At 64.1% G+C, this 15,865-nt stretch carries 18 protein-coding genes; 7 read left to right on the plus strand and 11 right to left on the minus strand.

Going from position 1 to position 15,865, the window contains the following annotated elements:
* Positions 1-6 precede the first annotated feature (6 nt).
* Entirely contained in the window at positions 7-828 is an 822-nt protein-coding gene (locus HUI96_RS22630; RefSeq protein WP_188256967.1) for an enoyl-CoA hydratase, read from the minus strand.
* Positions 829-965: 137 nt separating this feature from the next.
* Here HUI96_RS22630 and HUI96_RS22635 point away from each other — a divergent pair, with 137 nt between their 5' ends.
* The 4 genes from HUI96_RS22635 (at position 966) to rpsI (ending at position 3,088) form a co-directional block, all read left to right on the plus strand.
* Positions 966-1,406: a PaaI family thioesterase gene (locus tag HUI96_RS22635; protein ID WP_188256968.1), complete on the plus strand. Its 441-nt coding sequence runs from the start codon at positions 966-968 to the stop codon at positions 1,404-1,406.
* A gap of 47 nt (positions 1,407-1,453) precedes the next feature.
* Positions 1,454-1,996 (plus strand): 4-fold beta flower protein, encoded by a 543-nt coding sequence (locus HUI96_RS22640; RefSeq protein ID WP_188256969.1) that lies wholly within the window; start codon positions 1,454-1,456, stop codon positions 1,994-1,996.
* A 149-nt stretch (positions 1,997-2,145) separates the two neighbouring features.
* The gene (gene rplM, locus HUI96_RS22645) at positions 2,146-2,610 is read left to right on the plus strand and encodes a 50S ribosomal protein L13 (protein WP_188256970.1); all 465 of its coding nucleotides are present in this window, start codon (positions 2,146-2,148) and stop codon (positions 2,608-2,610) included.
* A 1-nt stretch (position 2,611) separates the two neighbouring features.
* The gene (gene rpsI, locus HUI96_RS22650) at positions 2,612-3,088 is read left to right on the plus strand and encodes a 30S ribosomal protein S9 (protein WP_188256971.1); all 477 of its coding nucleotides are present in this window, start codon (positions 2,612-2,614) and stop codon (positions 3,086-3,088) included.
* A gap of 174 nt (positions 3,089-3,262) precedes the next feature.
* On the opposite strand, the gene HUI96_RS22655 is transcribed toward rpsI, so the two are convergent.
* Both HUI96_RS22655 and HUI96_RS22660 read right to left on the minus strand, forming a co-directional pair.
* Positions 3,263-4,549 (minus strand): acyltransferase family protein, encoded by a 1,287-nt coding sequence (locus tag HUI96_RS22655; protein ID WP_188256972.1) that lies wholly within the window; start codon positions 4,547-4,549, stop codon positions 3,263-3,265.
* 159 nt (positions 4,550-4,708) lie between these two features.
* On the minus strand, positions 4,709-5,728 hold the full coding sequence (locus HUI96_RS22660; protein ID WP_188256973.1) for a glycerophosphodiester phosphodiesterase family protein: 1,020 nt from the start codon (positions 5,726-5,728) through the stop codon (positions 4,709-4,711).
* 170 nt (positions 5,729-5,898) lie between these two features.
* Here HUI96_RS22660 and speB point away from each other — a divergent pair, with 170 nt between their 5' ends.
* The 3 genes from speB (at position 5,899) to HUI96_RS22675 (ending at position 8,236) form a co-directional block, all read left to right on the plus strand.
* Complete coding sequence (gene speB / locus HUI96_RS22665; protein WP_188256974.1) at positions 5,899-6,855, plus strand: agmatinase; 957 nt, start codon at positions 5,899-5,901, stop codon at positions 6,853-6,855.
* A gap of 72 nt (positions 6,856-6,927) precedes the next feature.
* On the plus strand, positions 6,928-7,854 hold the full coding sequence (gene argC, locus HUI96_RS22670; protein WP_188256975.1) for an N-acetyl-gamma-glutamyl-phosphate reductase: 927 nt from the start codon (positions 6,928-6,930) through the stop codon (positions 7,852-7,854).
* Positions 7,855-7,999: 145 nt separating this feature from the next.
* Positions 8,000-8,236, plus strand: a complete 237-nt coding sequence (locus HUI96_RS22675) for an amino acid transporter (protein ID WP_188256976.1) — start codon at positions 8,000-8,002, stop codon at positions 8,234-8,236.
* A gap of 225 nt (positions 8,237-8,461) precedes the next feature.
* On the opposite strand, the gene HUI96_RS22680 is transcribed toward HUI96_RS22675, so the two are convergent.
* From HUI96_RS22680 to HUI96_RS22715, 8 genes are all read right to left on the minus strand, one after another.
* Entirely contained in the window at positions 8,462-10,357 is a 1,896-nt protein-coding gene (locus HUI96_RS22680) for an MFS transporter (protein ID WP_188256977.1), read from the minus strand.
* A 179-nt stretch (positions 10,358-10,536) separates the two neighbouring features.
* Positions 10,537-11,325 (minus strand): ATP12 family chaperone protein, encoded by a 789-nt coding sequence (locus HUI96_RS22685; RefSeq protein ID WP_188256978.1) that lies wholly within the window; start codon positions 11,323-11,325, stop codon positions 10,537-10,539.
* A complete protein-coding gene (locus tag HUI96_RS22690; protein ID WP_425299274.1) occupies positions 11,325-12,242 on the minus strand; it encodes a DMT family transporter in 918 nt (305 codons plus the stop codon). The genes HUI96_RS22685 and HUI96_RS22690 overlap by 1 nt, the downstream gene beginning before the upstream one ends.
* Positions 12,239-13,225, minus strand: a complete 987-nt coding sequence (locus HUI96_RS22695) for an RluA family pseudouridine synthase (protein ID WP_188256979.1) — start codon at positions 13,223-13,225, stop codon at positions 12,239-12,241. Before HUI96_RS22695 ends, HUI96_RS22690 begins: the two co-directional genes overlap by 4 nt.
* Positions 13,226-13,252: 27 nt before the next feature.
* Positions 13,253-13,591 carry a DUF190 domain-containing protein gene (locus tag HUI96_RS22700; RefSeq protein ID WP_188256980.1) on the minus strand — a complete coding sequence of 113 codons (339 nt, stop codon included), beginning with the start codon at positions 13,589-13,591 and terminating at the stop codon, positions 13,253-13,255.
* A complete protein-coding gene (gene crcB, locus HUI96_RS22705; RefSeq protein WP_237684298.1) occupies positions 13,588-14,037 on the minus strand; it encodes a fluoride efflux transporter CrcB in 450 nt (149 codons plus the stop codon). The genes HUI96_RS22700 and crcB (HUI96_RS22705) overlap by 4 nt, the downstream gene beginning before the upstream one ends.
* Positions 14,037-14,420, minus strand: a complete 384-nt coding sequence (gene crcB, locus HUI96_RS22710; protein ID WP_188256981.1) for a fluoride efflux transporter CrcB — start codon at positions 14,418-14,420, stop codon at positions 14,037-14,039. Before crcB (HUI96_RS22710) ends, crcB (HUI96_RS22705) begins: the two co-directional genes overlap by 1 nt.
* A gap of 105 nt (positions 14,421-14,525) precedes the next feature.
* Positions 14,526-15,836, minus strand: a complete 1,311-nt coding sequence (locus tag HUI96_RS22715) for a replication-associated recombination protein A (RefSeq protein WP_188256982.1) — start codon at positions 15,834-15,836, stop codon at positions 14,526-14,528.
* Positions 15,837-15,865: the final 29 nt, after the last annotated feature.

Genomic DNA, 15,865 nt, shown 5'->3' on the forward strand with positions numbered 1-15,865 from the left:
GACCTTCTACTCGCCCGTCCACTCGGGCTCGCGCTTATCGATGAAGGCGCCAATTCCCTCCTCGGCATCGCGCGCGAGCATGTTCTCCACCATGACCCGGGCGGTGTAGTCGTAAGCCTCGGCAAGCCCCATCTCGGCCTGATTGTAGAAGGCCTCCTTGCCGATCCTCAGCGTCAGTGGCGACTTCGACGCGATGGTCTCGGCATACTTCGCCACCACCTGGGCCAGATATTCCCGCGGCACGACCCGGTTCACCAGGCCGAACTCCCGCGCCGTCTTGGCGTCGATCGCCTCGCCGGTCAGCAGCATCTCCATCGCATGTTTTCGCGACACGTTGCGGGACAGCGCGACCATCGGTGTCGAGCAGAACAGGCCGATATTGACGCCCGGCGTGGCGAAACTCGCATGATCGGTGGCGATGGCGAGATCACAGGACGCGACCAACTGGCACCCTGCCGCGGTCGCGACGCCGTCGACCTCGGCGATCACCGGCTTGGGGCAACGTACGATCGTCTGCATGAGGGTGGCGCAGGCGGCCATCGTCTCCTCGAAGAAGGCCCTGCCCCGGTCCACGTCGGCGCGGTGTGCCGTCAGTTCCTTGAGGTCGTGCCCGGCGCAAAACACCTTTCCGGTCGCACAGATCACCAACACGCGGATCGCTGCATCGTCGCGGGCCCGGTCGATCTCAGCCTGGAGCGCCGCCATCATCGCGATCGACAAAGCGTTGGCCGGAGGGCTGGCGAGCGTGATGCGCAGGATGCCGCTCTCCAGATGCGCCTGCACGGGTCCTTCGCTGGCGGTTTTGCGGATTGCCACGATCTCGGCCATTGACCAGACCTCCTTTACAGCACGGACCGCAACGGGCCCTGCCGAGAGATAGCATGCGCCGGGTTGAATGCCACGGGCCGAGCGTGTTTTCTGGCGCGACCGCGAAAAGCTTCCGGAACGTTTTAATTGGAGTTGGGATGCCAGCACAAAAAGGTCTCGAGCCCGTCCTCACGGTCGGCGAGGCGAATAGACTGCTTACGGAGGTCTATCCGCAGCTCAACGGTACTTATCGCGCCTATGAGGCAGTGGACATCTTTCCGGGCGGCTGCACGGTGCGGCTGAATGCGGACGAGCGCCACCTGCGGCCAGGCGATACGGTCTCGGGGCCTTCGCTCTTCACGCTGGCCGACATCGGCGGCTATGTCTGCGTGCTCTCCCACGCCGGTCCGGACGCGCTGTCGGTTACGACCAGCCTCAACATCAATTTCGTCCGCAAGGCGCCCGCCGGGCCGGTGCACGGCCACTGCCGCATTCTGAAGCTGGGAAAGAGCCTGATGGTGTTCGACGTCGACATCGTGGCCCAAGGTGAGACGGTGGCGCATGCCACTGGCACCTATTCGATCCCGCCGAAGCGGTGAGACGGTGATATGGCCCAACGGCGAACCGCACAGTTGAGGCTTGGTTGATGCTAAAACCCCTGTTCTCCGCCGACTGCGAACACGTCGCCTGGTTGCAGCCGCAAAAATTCATCTTCGACCTGGAGATGGCTTATGCGGCCTTCATCGCCAACGGTCACGCGTGGTCGGCGCGGTCCGGTCTCTGGATCGGGCCGGTGGTGGGCTCGCACCTGTTCGACATGGAGGGGCGGCCGGTAGCCTGGACCCCGAACGAACCGCTGCTGGGCATGGGAAAACCGCTGCGGCCGGTCAACGTGGTGCGTGCCGTGAGCCCGGTGAGGCCGCCGCGCCCGGTGTCGCCGCTCTGTCCCTTCACCGCCCCCGCCGTGGCAGGCGGATGGTCGCCGCATTCCTTCGCCGAATGGCTGGTGGCCAATGATCCGAAGTCCGCGGAGCCGTCCACTGCCGCAGAGGGATCGGAAAATCCGAACGTCCCCGTGGAGGAGATCGTGGGCGATCCCGCTCTTTATGATGCGGTAAAATATTACCTCACTCCTATCTATTTGATATTACATCAGCTTCTTTCAGACTGTCGGCCCGCCCTAGCTTGACCTCATACCACCCCCTCACCTATAAGCCGCGCTGAACCAGTGGCCCTCCGGGGCCGCCGTTCATTTTTCGGCGAGCGGCTCCGGCCGGACGCCGAATGGAAGCAACAAAAAACGCCTTCTCTCCGGAAGGATCAACGAAAGCAGAGCTCATGAAGACATTTTCGCAGAAGCCCGCGGAAGTAGTGAAGAAGTGGGTGCTGATCGACGCCGAGGGTCTCGTCGTCGGCCGCCTTGCATCCCTCGTCGCCAACCGCCTGCGCGGCAAGCACAAGCCGACCTTCACCCCGCATGTCGACGACGGCGACAACGTCATCGTCATCAATGCCGACAAGGTCGTGTTCACCGGCAATAAGTACACCGACAAGGTCTACTACTGGCACACCGGCCACCCCGGCGGCATCAAGGAGCGCACCGCTCGCCAGCTTCTGGAAGGCCGCTTCCCGGAGCGCGTCGTCGAGAAGGCCGTGGAGCGCATGATCCCGCGCGGCCCGCTTGGCCGCCGTCAGATGAAGAACCTGCGCGTCTATGCCGGCGCGGAGCATCCCCATGTCGCGCAGCAGCCCGAGACGCTCGACGTCGGCGCGCTGAACCGCAAGAACAAGAAGGTTTCCTAATATGGCTGAGCTGACTTCGCTCGCAGATCTCGGCACCGTTGCGGGCACCCCGCAGCCTGCCGCCCCCGTGCACGTCCAGAAGTTGGACAAGCACGGCCGCGCCTATGCCACCGGCAAGCGCAAGGACGCGATCGCCCGCGTCTGGGTCAAGCCCGGCAGCGGCAAGATCATCATCAACGACAAGGAATTCACCGCCTATTTCGCGCGCCCGGTCCTGCAGATGATCCTGCAGCAGCCGATCGTCGCGACCAACCGCGATGGCCAGTTCGACATCGTCGCCACGGTCTCGGGCGGCGGCCTGTCCGGCCAGGCTGGTGCGGTGCGCCACGGCATCTCCAAGGCGCTCACCTACTACGAGCCAGCCCTGCGCGCCGTGCTCAAGAAGGGCGGTTTCCTGACCCGCGACAGCCGTACCGTCGAGCGTAAGAAGTACGGCAAGGCCAAGGCCCGCCGCAGCTTCCAGTTCTCGAAGCGCTGATCTCGCTGCCGGCCAGCCGGCAGATTCTTGGTTACTCGGCCCGATCCGCCCTGCGGTTCGGGCCGATTGCTTTCATGGGACTGGCGACTGTCGCGACGGGCGATGTCGCAAGAGGCTGCGCGTTCTAATCCGGGCAATTCCAACGCTCGCCGCGCGCGTTGGAAAGGTCAGCATCTAAGTGGCGGATGGCGCGCGTCGAACCTCGGGCGCGGCTTCGCTCACATCGAGTACCGGATGCGGCACGCGCCTGAACATGGCGTGCGCCAGGCGGCGGAAGAATGCCCGCCCGGGCACCTCTATCAGCCGGTAGGTCAGCCAGCTCATCCCGATCACGCAGGCGAGCATCAGCAGCATCAGCAAATCTCCCCCGAACAGGCTGCCCGTATCGATCCCGCCGCCATACCGCTCGCCATGGCCGATCTGGGCGATGGAACTCGTGCCGAACACTTTGTCGAACAGGCGCGCGACGTTCATGAAGCGCAATTGCACGAACATGTGGGTGAGATAGAGCGAATATGAGATCGCTCCGAGAAAGAGCAGCGGACGCAGCTTCAGAACCCGGCTGATCAAACCGCGCTCGACCGCAAAGATCGCGATCACCGCGCAAAAGACCAGCGGCACCGCATAGGACAAGCGCGTCTGCGGCGCCGCCGTGATGGCGAACACGGCCATCGGCATCGCGGCGAGTTCCACGAGGGTCCAATCCAGCCTTGTGCCCGGTCTGCGTTCCGATGATCGCGCCGCCACTATGCTTCGGCCTGCAAACATGTAGAGGAGCGCGCCGAGGCTGAAACCGTAGATGGCGCGGACCCCGCCAAGCTGCGCTGTCGTCTCCATCCCGGGGTCCGCAAGCGAAGCGAGCACCAGCAGCGCTGCTGCGGCCGACGCCGCAATCGCCCAGGCGAGCCGCCGGCGGAAGACCAGCACCGCAAAGCCGAAGCAGACATAGGCGATGAATTCCGCAGAGATGCTCCAGGACGGAGTGTTCCAGCTGAGCTCGCCGTTGAGGCTCATCGAGTGCAGGAGCAAGAGATTCGGCAGTAGCGTCGACGGTTCGTTCGCGCCCGAAAATGCGGGGTCGGATGGATTGCCCAGGCCGGGCACCAGAGACTTCAGCACCTCGAAGGCGAGGAAAAGCATCAGCATGAAGAAATGCAGCGGATAGAGCCGGCCTAGCCGAAGGACGAGGAACTCGCGAAAGCTGCGCGTATCGGCGAGGCGATCCGCGTAGGCATGTGCGATCACGAAGCCCGAGAGCACGAAGAAGAAGTCGACAAACGCCTCGCCGGATCGGACGATCGGGATATCGCGGATATGGCTCACGATTTGGGTATGGAAGAGGACGACCACCAGCGCAGCGATGCCGCGCCAACTGTCCAGCGCTTCGAAACGCACTCTGGACTTGCCATGGCTTCCCTCGACGCCGGCAGCGTGCGCCGGCCTTTGGACATGAATGTTCAAGTCGACGACCCCCTTGTACCGATTGCGGACAAGGAGCGTCCGCCAAGCGTTTCATCGGGAGATCAAGCAAGGACCGCGCCGTCGAACACATCGAGCTGCGCGGAAGCGGGAAGACCTGAAAACGTGGTTTATGAACGATTAATCTAGGTTAAGCCCGGGCTAGTTGGTCAGGTCGTAAGGCACCCGATAGCCGTTCTGTTCCAGCCACTCGATCGCGGCCTTCGGCTCGTCGGTCTGGATCACGGTCGCACCGTGTTCCGCCCAATAGCCATAGACCTCGTCGGGTACGCTGGCCTGCACCGCCAGTTCGTCGCCGCGTCCGCGGGCGAGAAAGCCGCTCGGTTTGTTCACGATGGGATAGGTGTTCACCCAGATGTGCCAGTTGCCCCGTATCGCTGCAGCCCGCACGCGCGCTCTGAATAGCGGCCCGGCGTCCGCCTCCAGCCTGCGTCGATCGCCGCGCCAGGCGACCATCTCGATCATGTTTGCGGAGAAATTGCCCGCGACGGTTTCGATGAAGCGGGCATCCTCCACCGCGTCGTCGGCAATAATCGGCATGAAGCGAAAACCCGGCCCGGCGGCGTCGACCTCATCCTTGATGGCGGCCAGCCGTTCCATGCTCCAGATGTTCTCCTTGACGATCACGGATCGCTCCATGCCCATGCCACGCGCCAGAGCCAGGATTGCGGGGATGTGCTGGGGTCCGACCTTGTTGTCGATATTGACCACGACACTGCCCCGCGCCAGGGCCAGCATCTCCTCCATCGTGGGTACCACCTCGTCAGTGACATCGCGCGAGCCCTCGACGACGAGGTGGCACGACTTCAACTCGACAAGCGTGCGGGCAGCCACCTCGCCTCTGCAGGTGGTGGTGCGGTCGAGCCAGGTGTCGTGCATCACCACATAGTGGCCGTCCTTCGAGGTCCGAACATCCAGTTCCACCATCTCGACGCCGAGCGCGATCGCGTGCCGCACGCCGGCTTTCGAATTCTCTGCCCAGCGTACTTCGCCGTTCTCCTTCCAGCCGCCCCGGTGGGCGACGATCATCACATGGTCGCGCCAGCGGTTCGCGTTCTCGATACGCTCGATGATCTGGTCGGCCCGGCTGGCCTGGGCCACCCCCGTCATGGCCAGACAGGCGTGAACCGAGATGGCGGCGGCGAGGATCGATCGGCGCATGGGAATCACTCCGGGTCCGGATCAGGTCGCGGCCGAAGTAGTTGCCCGCAGTGACAGCCGGATGAATGAAGCCGGCTGAGCATCGCGGCGGTGCCCGAGCAGTTTTAGGGTTGCACAAGCGCCACAATCCGCCAATACCTCACCGCTCACGAAACAAAGAGGGAGTCGGCATGCCGGCCAGCGGGATCGATCACGCATTCACAGCGCGCTCCAATCTGGGACGCGCCGGCGATCCGACCTATGCGGGAGCGCTCTCCTTCATGCGCCGCCGCTTCACCAAGAACGTCGCAGGGGCGGACGTGGTCGTCTGGGGCGTGCCCTTCGACGGCGCCGTCACCAACCGCCCGGGTGCCCGCTTCGGGCCGCAGGCGATCCGCCGCGCCTCGGCGATCTTCGACAACGACCCGCAGTACCCGTTCCACATGGACCTGTTCGAGAAGCTCGCCGTGGTCGATTACGGCGACTGCCTCATCGACAACGGCAATCACCAGAAGACACCGGGTACGATCGAGCGGGAGGCGAAGAAGTTGCTGCGCTCCGGCGCGTTCCTGCTGACCCTGGGAGGCGATCACTTCATTACCTGGCCGCTGCTCAAAGCGCACGCTGAAAAGTACGGCCCCCTCGCCTTGGTGCAGTTCGACGCCCACCAGGACACATGGTTCGACGACGGCAAGCGCATCGATCACGGCTCCTTTGTCGCCCGGGCGGTGCGCGACGGCGTGATCGATCCCGACCGCTCGATCCAGATCGGCATCAGGACCCACGCGCCGGAGGATTTCGGTATCAAAATCATCTACGGACACGAACTCGAGGAGATGCGCGCGTCCGACATCGCCTACTCGATCATCGAGCGGACCGGTGGCAGGAAGACCTACATCACCTTCGACATCGACTGTCTCGACCCGGCCTTTGCGCCGGGCACGGGCACACCGGTCGCGGGCGGCCCTTCTTCGGCGAAGATCCTTTCTGTGCTGCGCCAGCTAACGCAACTCGACATGGTCGGCGCCGACGTGGCGGAGGTTGCGCCACCCTACGACCATGCCGATATAACCGCGATAGCCGCCTCGACCGTTGCCCAGCACTATGTGGGGCTACTGGCCGAGCGCAAGCAGCGAGAGACTGCCTGAACTGATTGGCCGCGCGGTCGACATCTGCGCGGCGAAGGCGCTCAGGGACAAGCGAGGGCTGGAAAGGTTTAAATGGCTCCGAGAATCTTCATCGATGGCGAGCACGGCACAACCGGGCTGCAAATCCGCGCCCGGCTGGCGGGCCGGACGGACCTCGAGGTGATCTCCATCCCGACCGACCGCCGCAAGGATCCGGCCGCGCGCGCCGAGTTTCTCAATGCCGCCGACGTCGCGATCCTCTGCCTGCCGGACGATGCCGCCAAGGAGAGCGTCTCACTAATCTCGAACGATCGTACCCGAGTGATCGACGCCTCTACCGCGTACCGGGTCGCGGATGGCTGGACCTACGGTTTCGCCGAGATGGACAAGACGCAGGCCAAGGCCATCGCCGATTCCAAGCGCGTGGCCAATCCCGGCTGCTGGCCGCAGGGTCCGATCGCGCTGCTGCGTCCTCTGATCAGCGCCGGGCTGCTACCCGCCGACCTGCCGGTCAGCATGAGCGGCATTTCCGGCTACAGCGGCGGCGGCCGCTCCATGATCGAGGACTATGAAGCCAGGGGCGAAGACGCGCCGGAGTTCCTGCCCTACGGCCTCACCCTGCAACACAAGCATGTGCCGGAACTGAAGAAATATGCCGGGCTTTCGCGCGACCCGATCATGCAGCCGGTGGTCGGCAACTTCGCCCAGGGCATGATCACGATGGTGCCGCTGCATCTCGGCACGCTCGGCCGCGTGCCGAAGGGCGCGGAACTTCATGCCGCGATCGCCGATCACTATGCTAGCCTAGAGCGGAGCGACGTCGTGGTCGCTCCCTATGCCGAGGTCGAGCGGCTGCCGGAGATTAATCCCGAGCGCCACAACGACACCAACCGGATGGAACTCTACGTCTTCGCCAACGACCGCAAGGCGCAGGCGGTGCTGCTCGCTGTCTACGACAATCTCGGCAAGGGCGCCTCCGGCGCCGCCGTGCAGAACCTTGACCTGATGATCGGCGCGTGAAGGTTGGCTGGCCTGTTCGGCGAATTGAACAACAGCAATCGCCTCGTCGCGCATGGCTTGAAGAAGCTCGTCTGATCTGGCGCGATGGCCGCGCCATTTTGTTTACGTTGTGATGCGATTCTAAGGCCGCGAGGAGGACGTGGCCGTGACGGATGAGCAACGGGGCATTCACAACGAGCGTACAAAGCTGGTCGCGACTTACTTCAACAATTTGGCTGTCGCATTGGTCGCAGTCGGCGCAATCGGACCAATAATCGGAACAGCGGTTGGAAACTCGGCCACCTCACTGATCTATCCCGTGATTTCTGCCTTTGTTTGCCTTCTGGCCAGCGCGGCATTACATTTCATGGCAGGAAAGGTACTCGGAAGGCTCGAACCATGACGAACCTGGAATCCCTTCTGGTAACAAGCGCGGTTCCGATCGCCACGGTGCTCCTCGGCCTAGTTCTGATGTATCTAACGCGCGAGAAGCCCAGGCACCCAAAGCCGGGCGAATAGCGGGCTCTGCCCGTGTAGCTTAGCAGAATAGATAGCCAGAATCTCTTCCGAGACAGAAAAGGCCCGGCGCCATTCAGCGCCGGGCCTTTTCGTCGAGCTCAGGTCCGCCCTATTCCTTCGTATGCAGGTCGGTACCGAGCGTGTCGCGTACGAAAATCATGCCGATGACCAGCGACATGGCCGAGATCGCGATCGGATACCAGAGGCCGTAGTAGATGTCGCCGGCCGCCGCGCTCATAGCGAAGACGGTCGCCGGGAGCAGGCCGCCGAACCAGCCGTTGCCGATATGGTATGGCAGCGACATGCCGGTATAGCGGATGCGGGTCGGGAACATCTCGACCAGGATCGCGGCGATTGGCCCGTAGACCATGGTCACGTAGAGGACCAGGATGAACAGGATGCCGATGATCAGCGGCCAGTTCACCTCGGCAGGATCGGCCACCATCTTGAAGACCCCAGCGCCCGGGACGGTGTAGACCGTGATTTCGGTCGCTCCGGCGGCCTCCTCGGCAGTGATCAGCTTGTCCTTGATGGCCTGCTCGATCGGAACCGTGGTCTTCTCGCCGGCCCGGATTGCCGCAGCGTCCAGGTTTAGCTTCGGATTGGCGGCGACCAGCGCATCCAGCTTCTGGTCAGCGACCTTCACGGGATCGCGCACCAGCGGATAACCCGCATCCTGCAGTGCGTTGAAGATTCCCTTCGTTAGCGCCGCATTCTTCGCAGCGTTGTCGGGCGCGGCCTCGGGGCTTGGATCGACCGCGAAGGATTCGACGGTCTCGTCGCCGATCTTGACGGTCGCCGGAGTACCCGGAGCCGCCGTCATGACAACGTCGTAAGGCACGGAGTTCTTGGTGAGGAAGTCAGTGACGATGTCACAGGACTTCGTGAACTTGCGCGTGCCGGTCGGGTTGAACTGGAAGGTGCAGTCGCCCGGTGCGGCCGTCACCGTCGCCCGCACGTTCTGCTGCGCCGAGGCGAGCGCCGGGTTGGCGGCCCAGGTCAGCGCCTTGAACAGCGGAAAGTAGGTGACAATGGCAAGCGCAAGACCCGCCATGATGATCGGCTTGCGGCCGATCTTGTCCGACAGCCAGCCGAACACGACGAAGAAGACCGTACCGAGTGCCAGCGCAATCGCGATCATGATGTTGACCGAGACGGAGTCGACCTTCAGCACGTTCTGCAGGAAGAACAGCGCGTAGAACTGGCCCGAGTACCAGACCACGGCCTGGCCGGCGGTGAGGCCGAGCAGCGCGAGAAGCGCAATTCGGGCGTTCCGCCACTGGCCGAAGGCCTCCTTCAGAGGCGCCTTCGAGCCCCTGCCCTCTTCCTTCATGCGCTGGAAGGTCGGCGACTCGTTGAGCGAAAGCCGGATCCAGACGGAAATCCCGAGCAGCACGACGGAGATGAGGAACGGAATGCGCCAGCCCCAGGCGGCGAACTCTTCCTTGCTCAACATGCCCTGGATCAGAAGGATGACGACGAGCGACAGGAACAGGCCGAGCGTCGCGGTCGTCTGGATCCACGAGGTGTAGTAGCCACGGCGGTCGTCCGGCGCGTGCTCGGCGACATAGGTCGCAGCACCGCCGTACTCGCCGCCGAGCGCTAGGCCCTGCAGCATGCGCAATGCAATCAGGATGACCGGAGCCGCAAGACCCCAGGTCGCGGATCCAGGCAGCAGGCCGACCAGAAAGGTCGACATGCCCATGATGAGAATGGTGATGAGGAAGGTGTATTTGCGGCCGACGAGGTCGCCGATGCGGCCGAAGACGAGCGCACCGAAAGGCCGCACCAGGAAGCCCGCGGCAAAGGCGAGAAGCGCGAAGATGTTACGCGTCGCTTCCGGATACTGGCTGAAGAAGGCCGCGCCGATGAAAGCGGCGAGCGAGCCGTAAAGATAGAAGTCGTACCATTCGAAGACTGTGCCGAGCGAGGAAGCGAAGATGACCTTCTTCTCCTCCCGGCTCATGCTCCGGCTTCGTGAGCCGGCGGTTGCGGTCACTGACATCGTTTCCTCCCCTGCGATCGGTCCTCGAACAAGGACCATATCGGCCGGACTCGTGTTCCCGAGTCCGCATCGCAGAAGAAATGACAGATTAGCGAACCTACGGCATTTAGGCTTTGGAATTATGACTTTAGTCTAATCCAGACGCGAAGCCCTGCGGTTAGATAAGCAGGTGCCTACACTTACAGTGCCTCGATCAGCCGCGCGGCCGCGACCATCTCGCGCTTGCGATTGGACCGGCGCGCCATTGCCTCGGCATCCTGTCCCCAGTGCTCTATCTGCCAGTCCTCGTCGACGTGAGCAGCGGTCCAAGCGTCCTCCACATTGCGGGCCTTGGCTTCCACGGCAAGCGCCAGCAATGCCGAGCCGGTGAGCGAGGTCATGACATGGAGTGCGGCCAAGCGAAGCGGCTCGGCGCGACCGCGCAGATGCACTCCGAGAGCGCCGATCGATTCGCGCGGCTGCTCGACATGCATCACCCCCTCGGCGAGGTTCATGCGGGCGCCAAGCGTTGAGCGCGCCCAGTCGAGCACGGAGTCCCAATGTTCGTTCTGGCGCTGCACCAAGCCCTCCGGGCCGTCCGCCCGGTAGCAGAGCAGATCGGAGGAGGCGAAGCGCAGGATGTCCTCGAGCACGGCGTCCGCTTGGCGCGCCACGCCGTCGATCGCTGTGTTCACCAGGCGCATCACCGGCATGGTCACCGGATCGATTACCTCAGCCTGGGCATCGAACTCGTCCGCCACGAGGCGGGCTGCCGTCTCGGTCGGCAGTTCAATCACGGTACCCGCCGGTGTCTTCGCGGTTCTGCCGTCGAGCTTGACGACGTAGCCGCCGTTCTCCCCTGCCGCCACCGAAACGTCCTTGTAGAAGCGCTTGGGCAGCGGCGCCTTCATCTGGATCTGCGCACGGCGGACCGGATCAGGGTCGGACAGGTGGCGGCCGGCCTCCAGATCGTTCAGAAGTTCTCTCATCAGCTTGCCTGTGATTTCGAGACCCGGTTGACCAGAACCAGGCCGGCGGCGATCAGACCGAGCGCCAGGAATATCTGGATAGATAGGGGCTCGCCGAGCAGCGTGCCACCCAGGAGCACGCCGAAGGCCGGCGTCAGGAATGTGAAGCTGGAGAGACCCGCGGCGGGGTAGCGCCGCATGATCCCGAACCAGACCACGTAGGTGAAGCCGACAACAAAGATTGCCTGGAAGAGCAGCGCACCGACGGCCAGCGCGGAGGGTTCCCGGACCAGCGGCGTCGCGAAGGGCAGCAAGGGCAGCGTCACCACCGCGGACACGGCGAGTTGGTAGAGCAGCACCTTCTCCGCGCTTGTCTTTGCAAGTTTCGAGCCCTTTATGACGAGCGTGGTTGCGGCCCAGAACGCACCGGCGGCGAGGCTCATCAGGTCGCCCTTGATCGCATCTCTATCGGGAAGGCTGAGGCGATCCGAAAAGACCAGCACGACTCCGCCGAATGCCAGGACCAGTCCGACCAGCTTCTGCGCAGACATGCGCTCGCCCAGCAGGAAATGGGCTCCCAGCAGCACCCAGAACGGCATGGTGTTGACCATCAGTGCGCTGCGCGCCACGGTGGTGAAGTCGAGGCCCATATAGATGAGCACGAACTCGCCGCCGAACAGGATGCCGGCGGCGAAGCCGGCAAGCAGGGTCCCGTCGCGCTCGAACAGCGGGACGCGGCGCCAGCGGCACCAGATGAAGACGCAGACCGTGCCGATCAGCGAGCGCAGCAGGGTGAGCAGCACCGGGTTGTAGCCGGCATTGGCGAGCTTGGCGGCAACCCCGTTCAGGGCCCACGAGAAGGTGAGGCCGATCATGATCGCTACCGCCGCTGCATCGATTGCCCGCATGCGGGGTGCCGCCACGCCGGCGGCCGTCACGCCTCGTCCTCGGCGCTCGCGTCATCGAAGCCGAGCAGGTTCCAGCTCTGGCGCATGTGCGGCGGCAACTGCGCCGTGACGTCGATCACGCCCCGCTCAGGATGCGGGATCACGATCCGCCGCGCATGCAGGTGCAGCCGGTTTTGGATGCCGCCCGGGAACTCCCAGTTCTGGTCCGCCTCGAAATATTTCGGGTCGCCGATGATCGGGTGGCCGATATGAGCGGCGTGGACGCGCAGCTGGTGGGTTCGGCCTGTGTAGGGCTCCATCTCCAGCCAGGCCAGCGCCTGCCCCGCCTGTTCGACGACGCGGTAGTAGGAGACCGCATGATCGGCCCCCTCCTCGCCATGCCGAGCGACCCGCATGCGGTCGCCGTCGGGCGTCTGCTCCTTGACCAGCCAGGTCGAAATCTTGTCGTCGCGCTTCTTCGGCACGCCCTTCACCAGCGCCCAATATTTCTTCTTGGCGTCGCGCCCGCGAAAGGCCTCTGCGAGCTTCATCGCAGCCAGTCGCGTGCGCGCCACTACCAGCACGCCGGAGGTGTCGCGGTCGAGCCGGTGCACCAGCCGCGGCTTCTCGCCCTTCTTGTTGCGGAAGGCCTCGAGCATGGAATCGACGCTGCGCGTGACGCCCGACCCGCCCTGCACGGCGAGGCCCGCGGGCTTGTCGAAGACGAAGACCTTGTCGTCCTCGTAGAGCAGCATGCGGGAGAGCGCCTCGCCGTCCTCGACGCCGCGCATCGTCCTTTGCGTCAGCGGCGCGTCGCCCTTACGGTCGACGTCGAGCGGCGGGATGCGGATCGTCTGGCCGGGCTCGACGCGGGTGTCCGCCTTGGCGCGCGCGCCGTCGACACGCACCTGCCCAGAGCGCAGCAACTTCTGCAGATGGCCAAAGCCGAGGCCGGGATAATGTGCCTTGAACCAGCGGTCGAGCCGCATGCCCGCCTCGCCGTCCTCCACCTTGATCTGTTCTACGCCTGCCATGTCCCAGTCACTGCGTCCCGGTCGGTTTCATTCGCTGTCGGTTCCATATTGCAGGACCTGAACTTTCTCCAGAGTGACGAGGCCGCTCGCCATGATCCTCTCCAGCATCGGGAGGAAGGCGGCGATCTTCTCCTCGCTGTCGACGATCTCGATCACCAGCGGCAGGTCTTCGGAGAGGCGCAGTATCTTGCTGGTATGCAGGCGGCTGGAATGGCCGAAGCCCATCGCACCACGAAACACGGTCGCGCCGGCGAGATGCATCTCGCGCGCCTTCAGTACAATGGCCTCGTACAAGGGACGGCCATTCGACCGGTCGTTCTCCCCGATGAAGATGCGGAGCAACTGAGCCTGATTGGGGATCTTCATGGCCGGGACCCTTTCAGCCGGTTGAGGCGCGTCGCAAGCATGTGGCCCAGCCAGACGGCGGCAAGCCAAGTGACAACCGATACCGCAACGTTGGCAGCCGCCACGAGCAACTCGCCGCTTTGCATGAGCATGACCGTTTCGAGGCTGAAGGTCGAGAAGGTGGTGAACCCTCCGCAGAAGCCGGCCATGACGAGCAGTCGCTGCCGAGGGCTGGCGAAGACGCGGCCGTCGGGGCCCGTGAGCGTTGCATAGAAGCCGATGATCAAGGAGCCGACCACATTGACGATCAGCGTGCCGACCGGAAAACCGGGGCCCCATATGGCAAGGCTCACAGAGGATGCCAGCGCGCGCAGCACGCCGCCCACCACGCTGCCCAGCGCCACGACCGCATAAACGGCGATCGCGTCGCGCACGTCCTGCCGATGCCCGTCCCGCATCACTCCCATCAGCCCGCCCCTCCCGCGAATGCTGAGCTCGCCGCAAGGCCCAACGCGACCGCTCCGAGACAGACAGCAACCGAGAGCAGCACGTTGCCGCCTGCTCGCACCCATTCGCCCTCGCGGGCGAGCGCTAGCGTTTGGAGGCTGAAGGACGATACAGTGGTGTAGCAACCCAGAAAGCCGGTCCCAGCGAAGGCCCAGAGGGCGGGAAGGTCATGGGCCTGCACGACGGCTGCGAGAATGCCGATCACGAAAGACCCGCTGATATTCACCACCATGGTGCCCCATGGAAAGGTTTCGCCCACGGTTCGGGCAACAAGGCCCGAGACAAGGAACCGCGCCACTCCGCCGAGCAGGCCGCCAAGGCAGACGAGCAACAGGTGATACATTTCTGCGTGCCCGCTCAACGCCAGCCCAATCGCATTTTGTTCCGCCCCCTCACCGGTTTCGGGAGAGGTGGTCTGCGAAGCAGACCGGTGTGGGGTTGATGGGGCCTACTTGTTCCGCTCCGCCCTCAGCTTCGTCCAATAATCCAGCCGCTTCCTGATCTCGCGCTCGAAACCGCGGTCCGGAGGGTCGTAGAAGGTCCGACGGCCCATCTTCTCGGGAAAATAATCCTGGCCGGAGAAGGCGTCGGGCTCGTCATGGTCGTAGCGGTAGCCGGCGCCGTAGTCCTCTTCCTTCATTAGTTTTGTCGGCGCATTGAGGATGTGTTTCGGAGGCAGGAGCGAGCCGTGTTCCTTCGCCGCGCGCATGGCGGCCTTGTAGGCGGTGTATACGGCATTCGATTTCGGCGCAGTCGCCAGGTAGACGGTCGCCTGCGCCAGAGCGAGTTCGCCTTCCGGCGAGCCGAGATAGTCGTAGGCATCCTTTGCCGCGTTGGCGATGCCGAGCGCCTGCGGGTCGGCCATGCCGATGTCCTCGACCGCCATGCGGACCAGTCGGCGGCCGAGATAGAGCGGGTCCTCGCCGGCATCGAGCATGCGCGCGAGATAGTAGAGGGCCGCGTCCGGATCTGAGCCGCGCACGGATTTGTGGAGGGCGGAGATCAGGTTGTAGTGACCGTCTTGGCTCTTGTCGTAGACAGGCGCGCGGCGCTGCACGACCCGCTGAAGGGCCGCCGCATCGAAGATCTCGCTGGGCCGGGCGGCTCGCCACACCTCCTCGGCCAGCGTGAGCGTGGCGCGGCCGTCCCCGTCCGCCATCCTGACGAGGACCGCCCTCGCCTCCTTGTCGAGCGGCAGCGGCTTGCCTTCCGCGGCTTCGGCGCGTGCGAGCAACTTCTCCAGGCTTTCCTCACCCAGCGTTTGGAAGACGAGCACGCGAGCGCGCGAAAGGAGCGCCGCATTCAGCTCGAAGGACGGATTCTCCGTGGTCGCGCCGACAAGGATGACAGTGCCATCCTCCATGACGGGCAGGAAGGAGTCCTGCTGGGTTCGGTTGAAGCGATGGATCTCGTCGACGAAGAGCAGGGTCTGGCGGCCGTTGGCGCGACGCAGCCGCGCCGCCTCGAAGACCTTCTTCAGGTCGGCGACACCAGAGAAAATCGCCGAGATCTGCTCGAAGGCCAAATGGGTCTCGCCGGCGAGCAGTCGCGCGACCGTTGTCTTGCCCGTTCCCGGCGGGCCCCAGAAGATCATGGAGCCGAGCGATCCGGAATGGATCATGCGCGTCAGCACCCCGTCCTCGCCGGTCAGGTGCTCCTGCCCGACGACATCGGCAAGCTTGGCCGGCCGCAGGCGATCCGCCAGTGGGCGGCCGCTCTCCTTTCGCTTCGGTTCCTCTTGGGCAAACAGATCGGCCATGGCTCTTCTTCAGTCGCAGTGGGCCTCAC

The organism is Pseudaminobacter soli (ex Zhang et al. 2022) (assembly GCF_014595955.1).
GTDB lineage: Bacteria > Pseudomonadota > Alphaproteobacteria > Rhizobiales > Rhizobiaceae > Kumtagia > Kumtagia pseudosoli.

Coding starts and splice junctions, on each gene's coding strand:
- HUI96_RS22630 (WP_188256967.1), bottom strand. CDS start 828: ATGGCCGAGATCGTGGCAATCCGCAAAACCGCCAGCGAAGGACCCGTG.
- HUI96_RS22635 (WP_188256968.1), top strand. CDS start 966: ATGCCAGCACAAAAAGGTCTCGAGCCCGTCCTCACGGTCGGCGAGGCG.
- HUI96_RS22640 (WP_188256969.1), top strand. CDS start 1,454: ATGCTAAAACCCCTGTTCTCCGCCGACTGCGAACACGTCGCCTGGTTG.
- rplM (WP_188256970.1), top strand. CDS start 2,146: ATGAAGACATTTTCGCAGAAGCCCGCGGAAGTAGTGAAGAAGTGGGTG.
- rpsI (WP_188256971.1), top strand. CDS start 2,612: ATGGCTGAGCTGACTTCGCTCGCAGATCTCGGCACCGTTGCGGGCACC.
- HUI96_RS22660 (WP_188256973.1), bottom strand. CDS start 5,728: ATGCGCCGATCGATCCTCGCCGCCGCCATCTCGGTTCACGCCTGTCTG.
- speB (WP_188256974.1), top strand. CDS start 5,899: ATGCCGGCCAGCGGGATCGATCACGCATTCACAGCGCGCTCCAATCTG.
- argC (WP_188256975.1), top strand. CDS start 6,928: ATGGCTCCGAGAATCTTCATCGATGGCGAGCACGGCACAACCGGGCTG.
- HUI96_RS22680 (WP_188256977.1), bottom strand. CDS start 10,357: ATGTCAGTGACCGCAACCGCCGGCTCACGAAGCCGGAGCATGAGCCGG.
- HUI96_RS22685 (WP_188256978.1), bottom strand. CDS start 11,325: ATGAGAGAACTTCTGAACGATCTGGAGGCCGGCCGCCACCTGTCCGAC.
- HUI96_RS22695 (WP_188256979.1), bottom strand. CDS start 13,225: ATGGCAGGCGTAGAACAGATCAAGGTGGAGGACGGCGAGGCGGGCATG.
- HUI96_RS22700 (WP_188256980.1), bottom strand. CDS start 13,591: ATGAAGATCCCCAATCAGGCTCAGTTGCTCCGCATCTTCATCGGGGAG.
- crcB (WP_237684298.1), bottom strand. CDS start 14,037: ATGGGAGTGATGCGGGACGGGCATCGGCAGGACGTGCGCGACGCGATC.
- crcB (WP_188256981.1), bottom strand. CDS start 14,420: ATGTATCACCTGTTGCTCGTCTGCCTTGGCGGCCTGCTCGGCGGAGTG.
- HUI96_RS22715 (WP_188256982.1), bottom strand. CDS start 15,836: ATGGCCGATCTGTTTGCCCAAGAGGAACCGAAGCGAAAGGAGAGCGGC.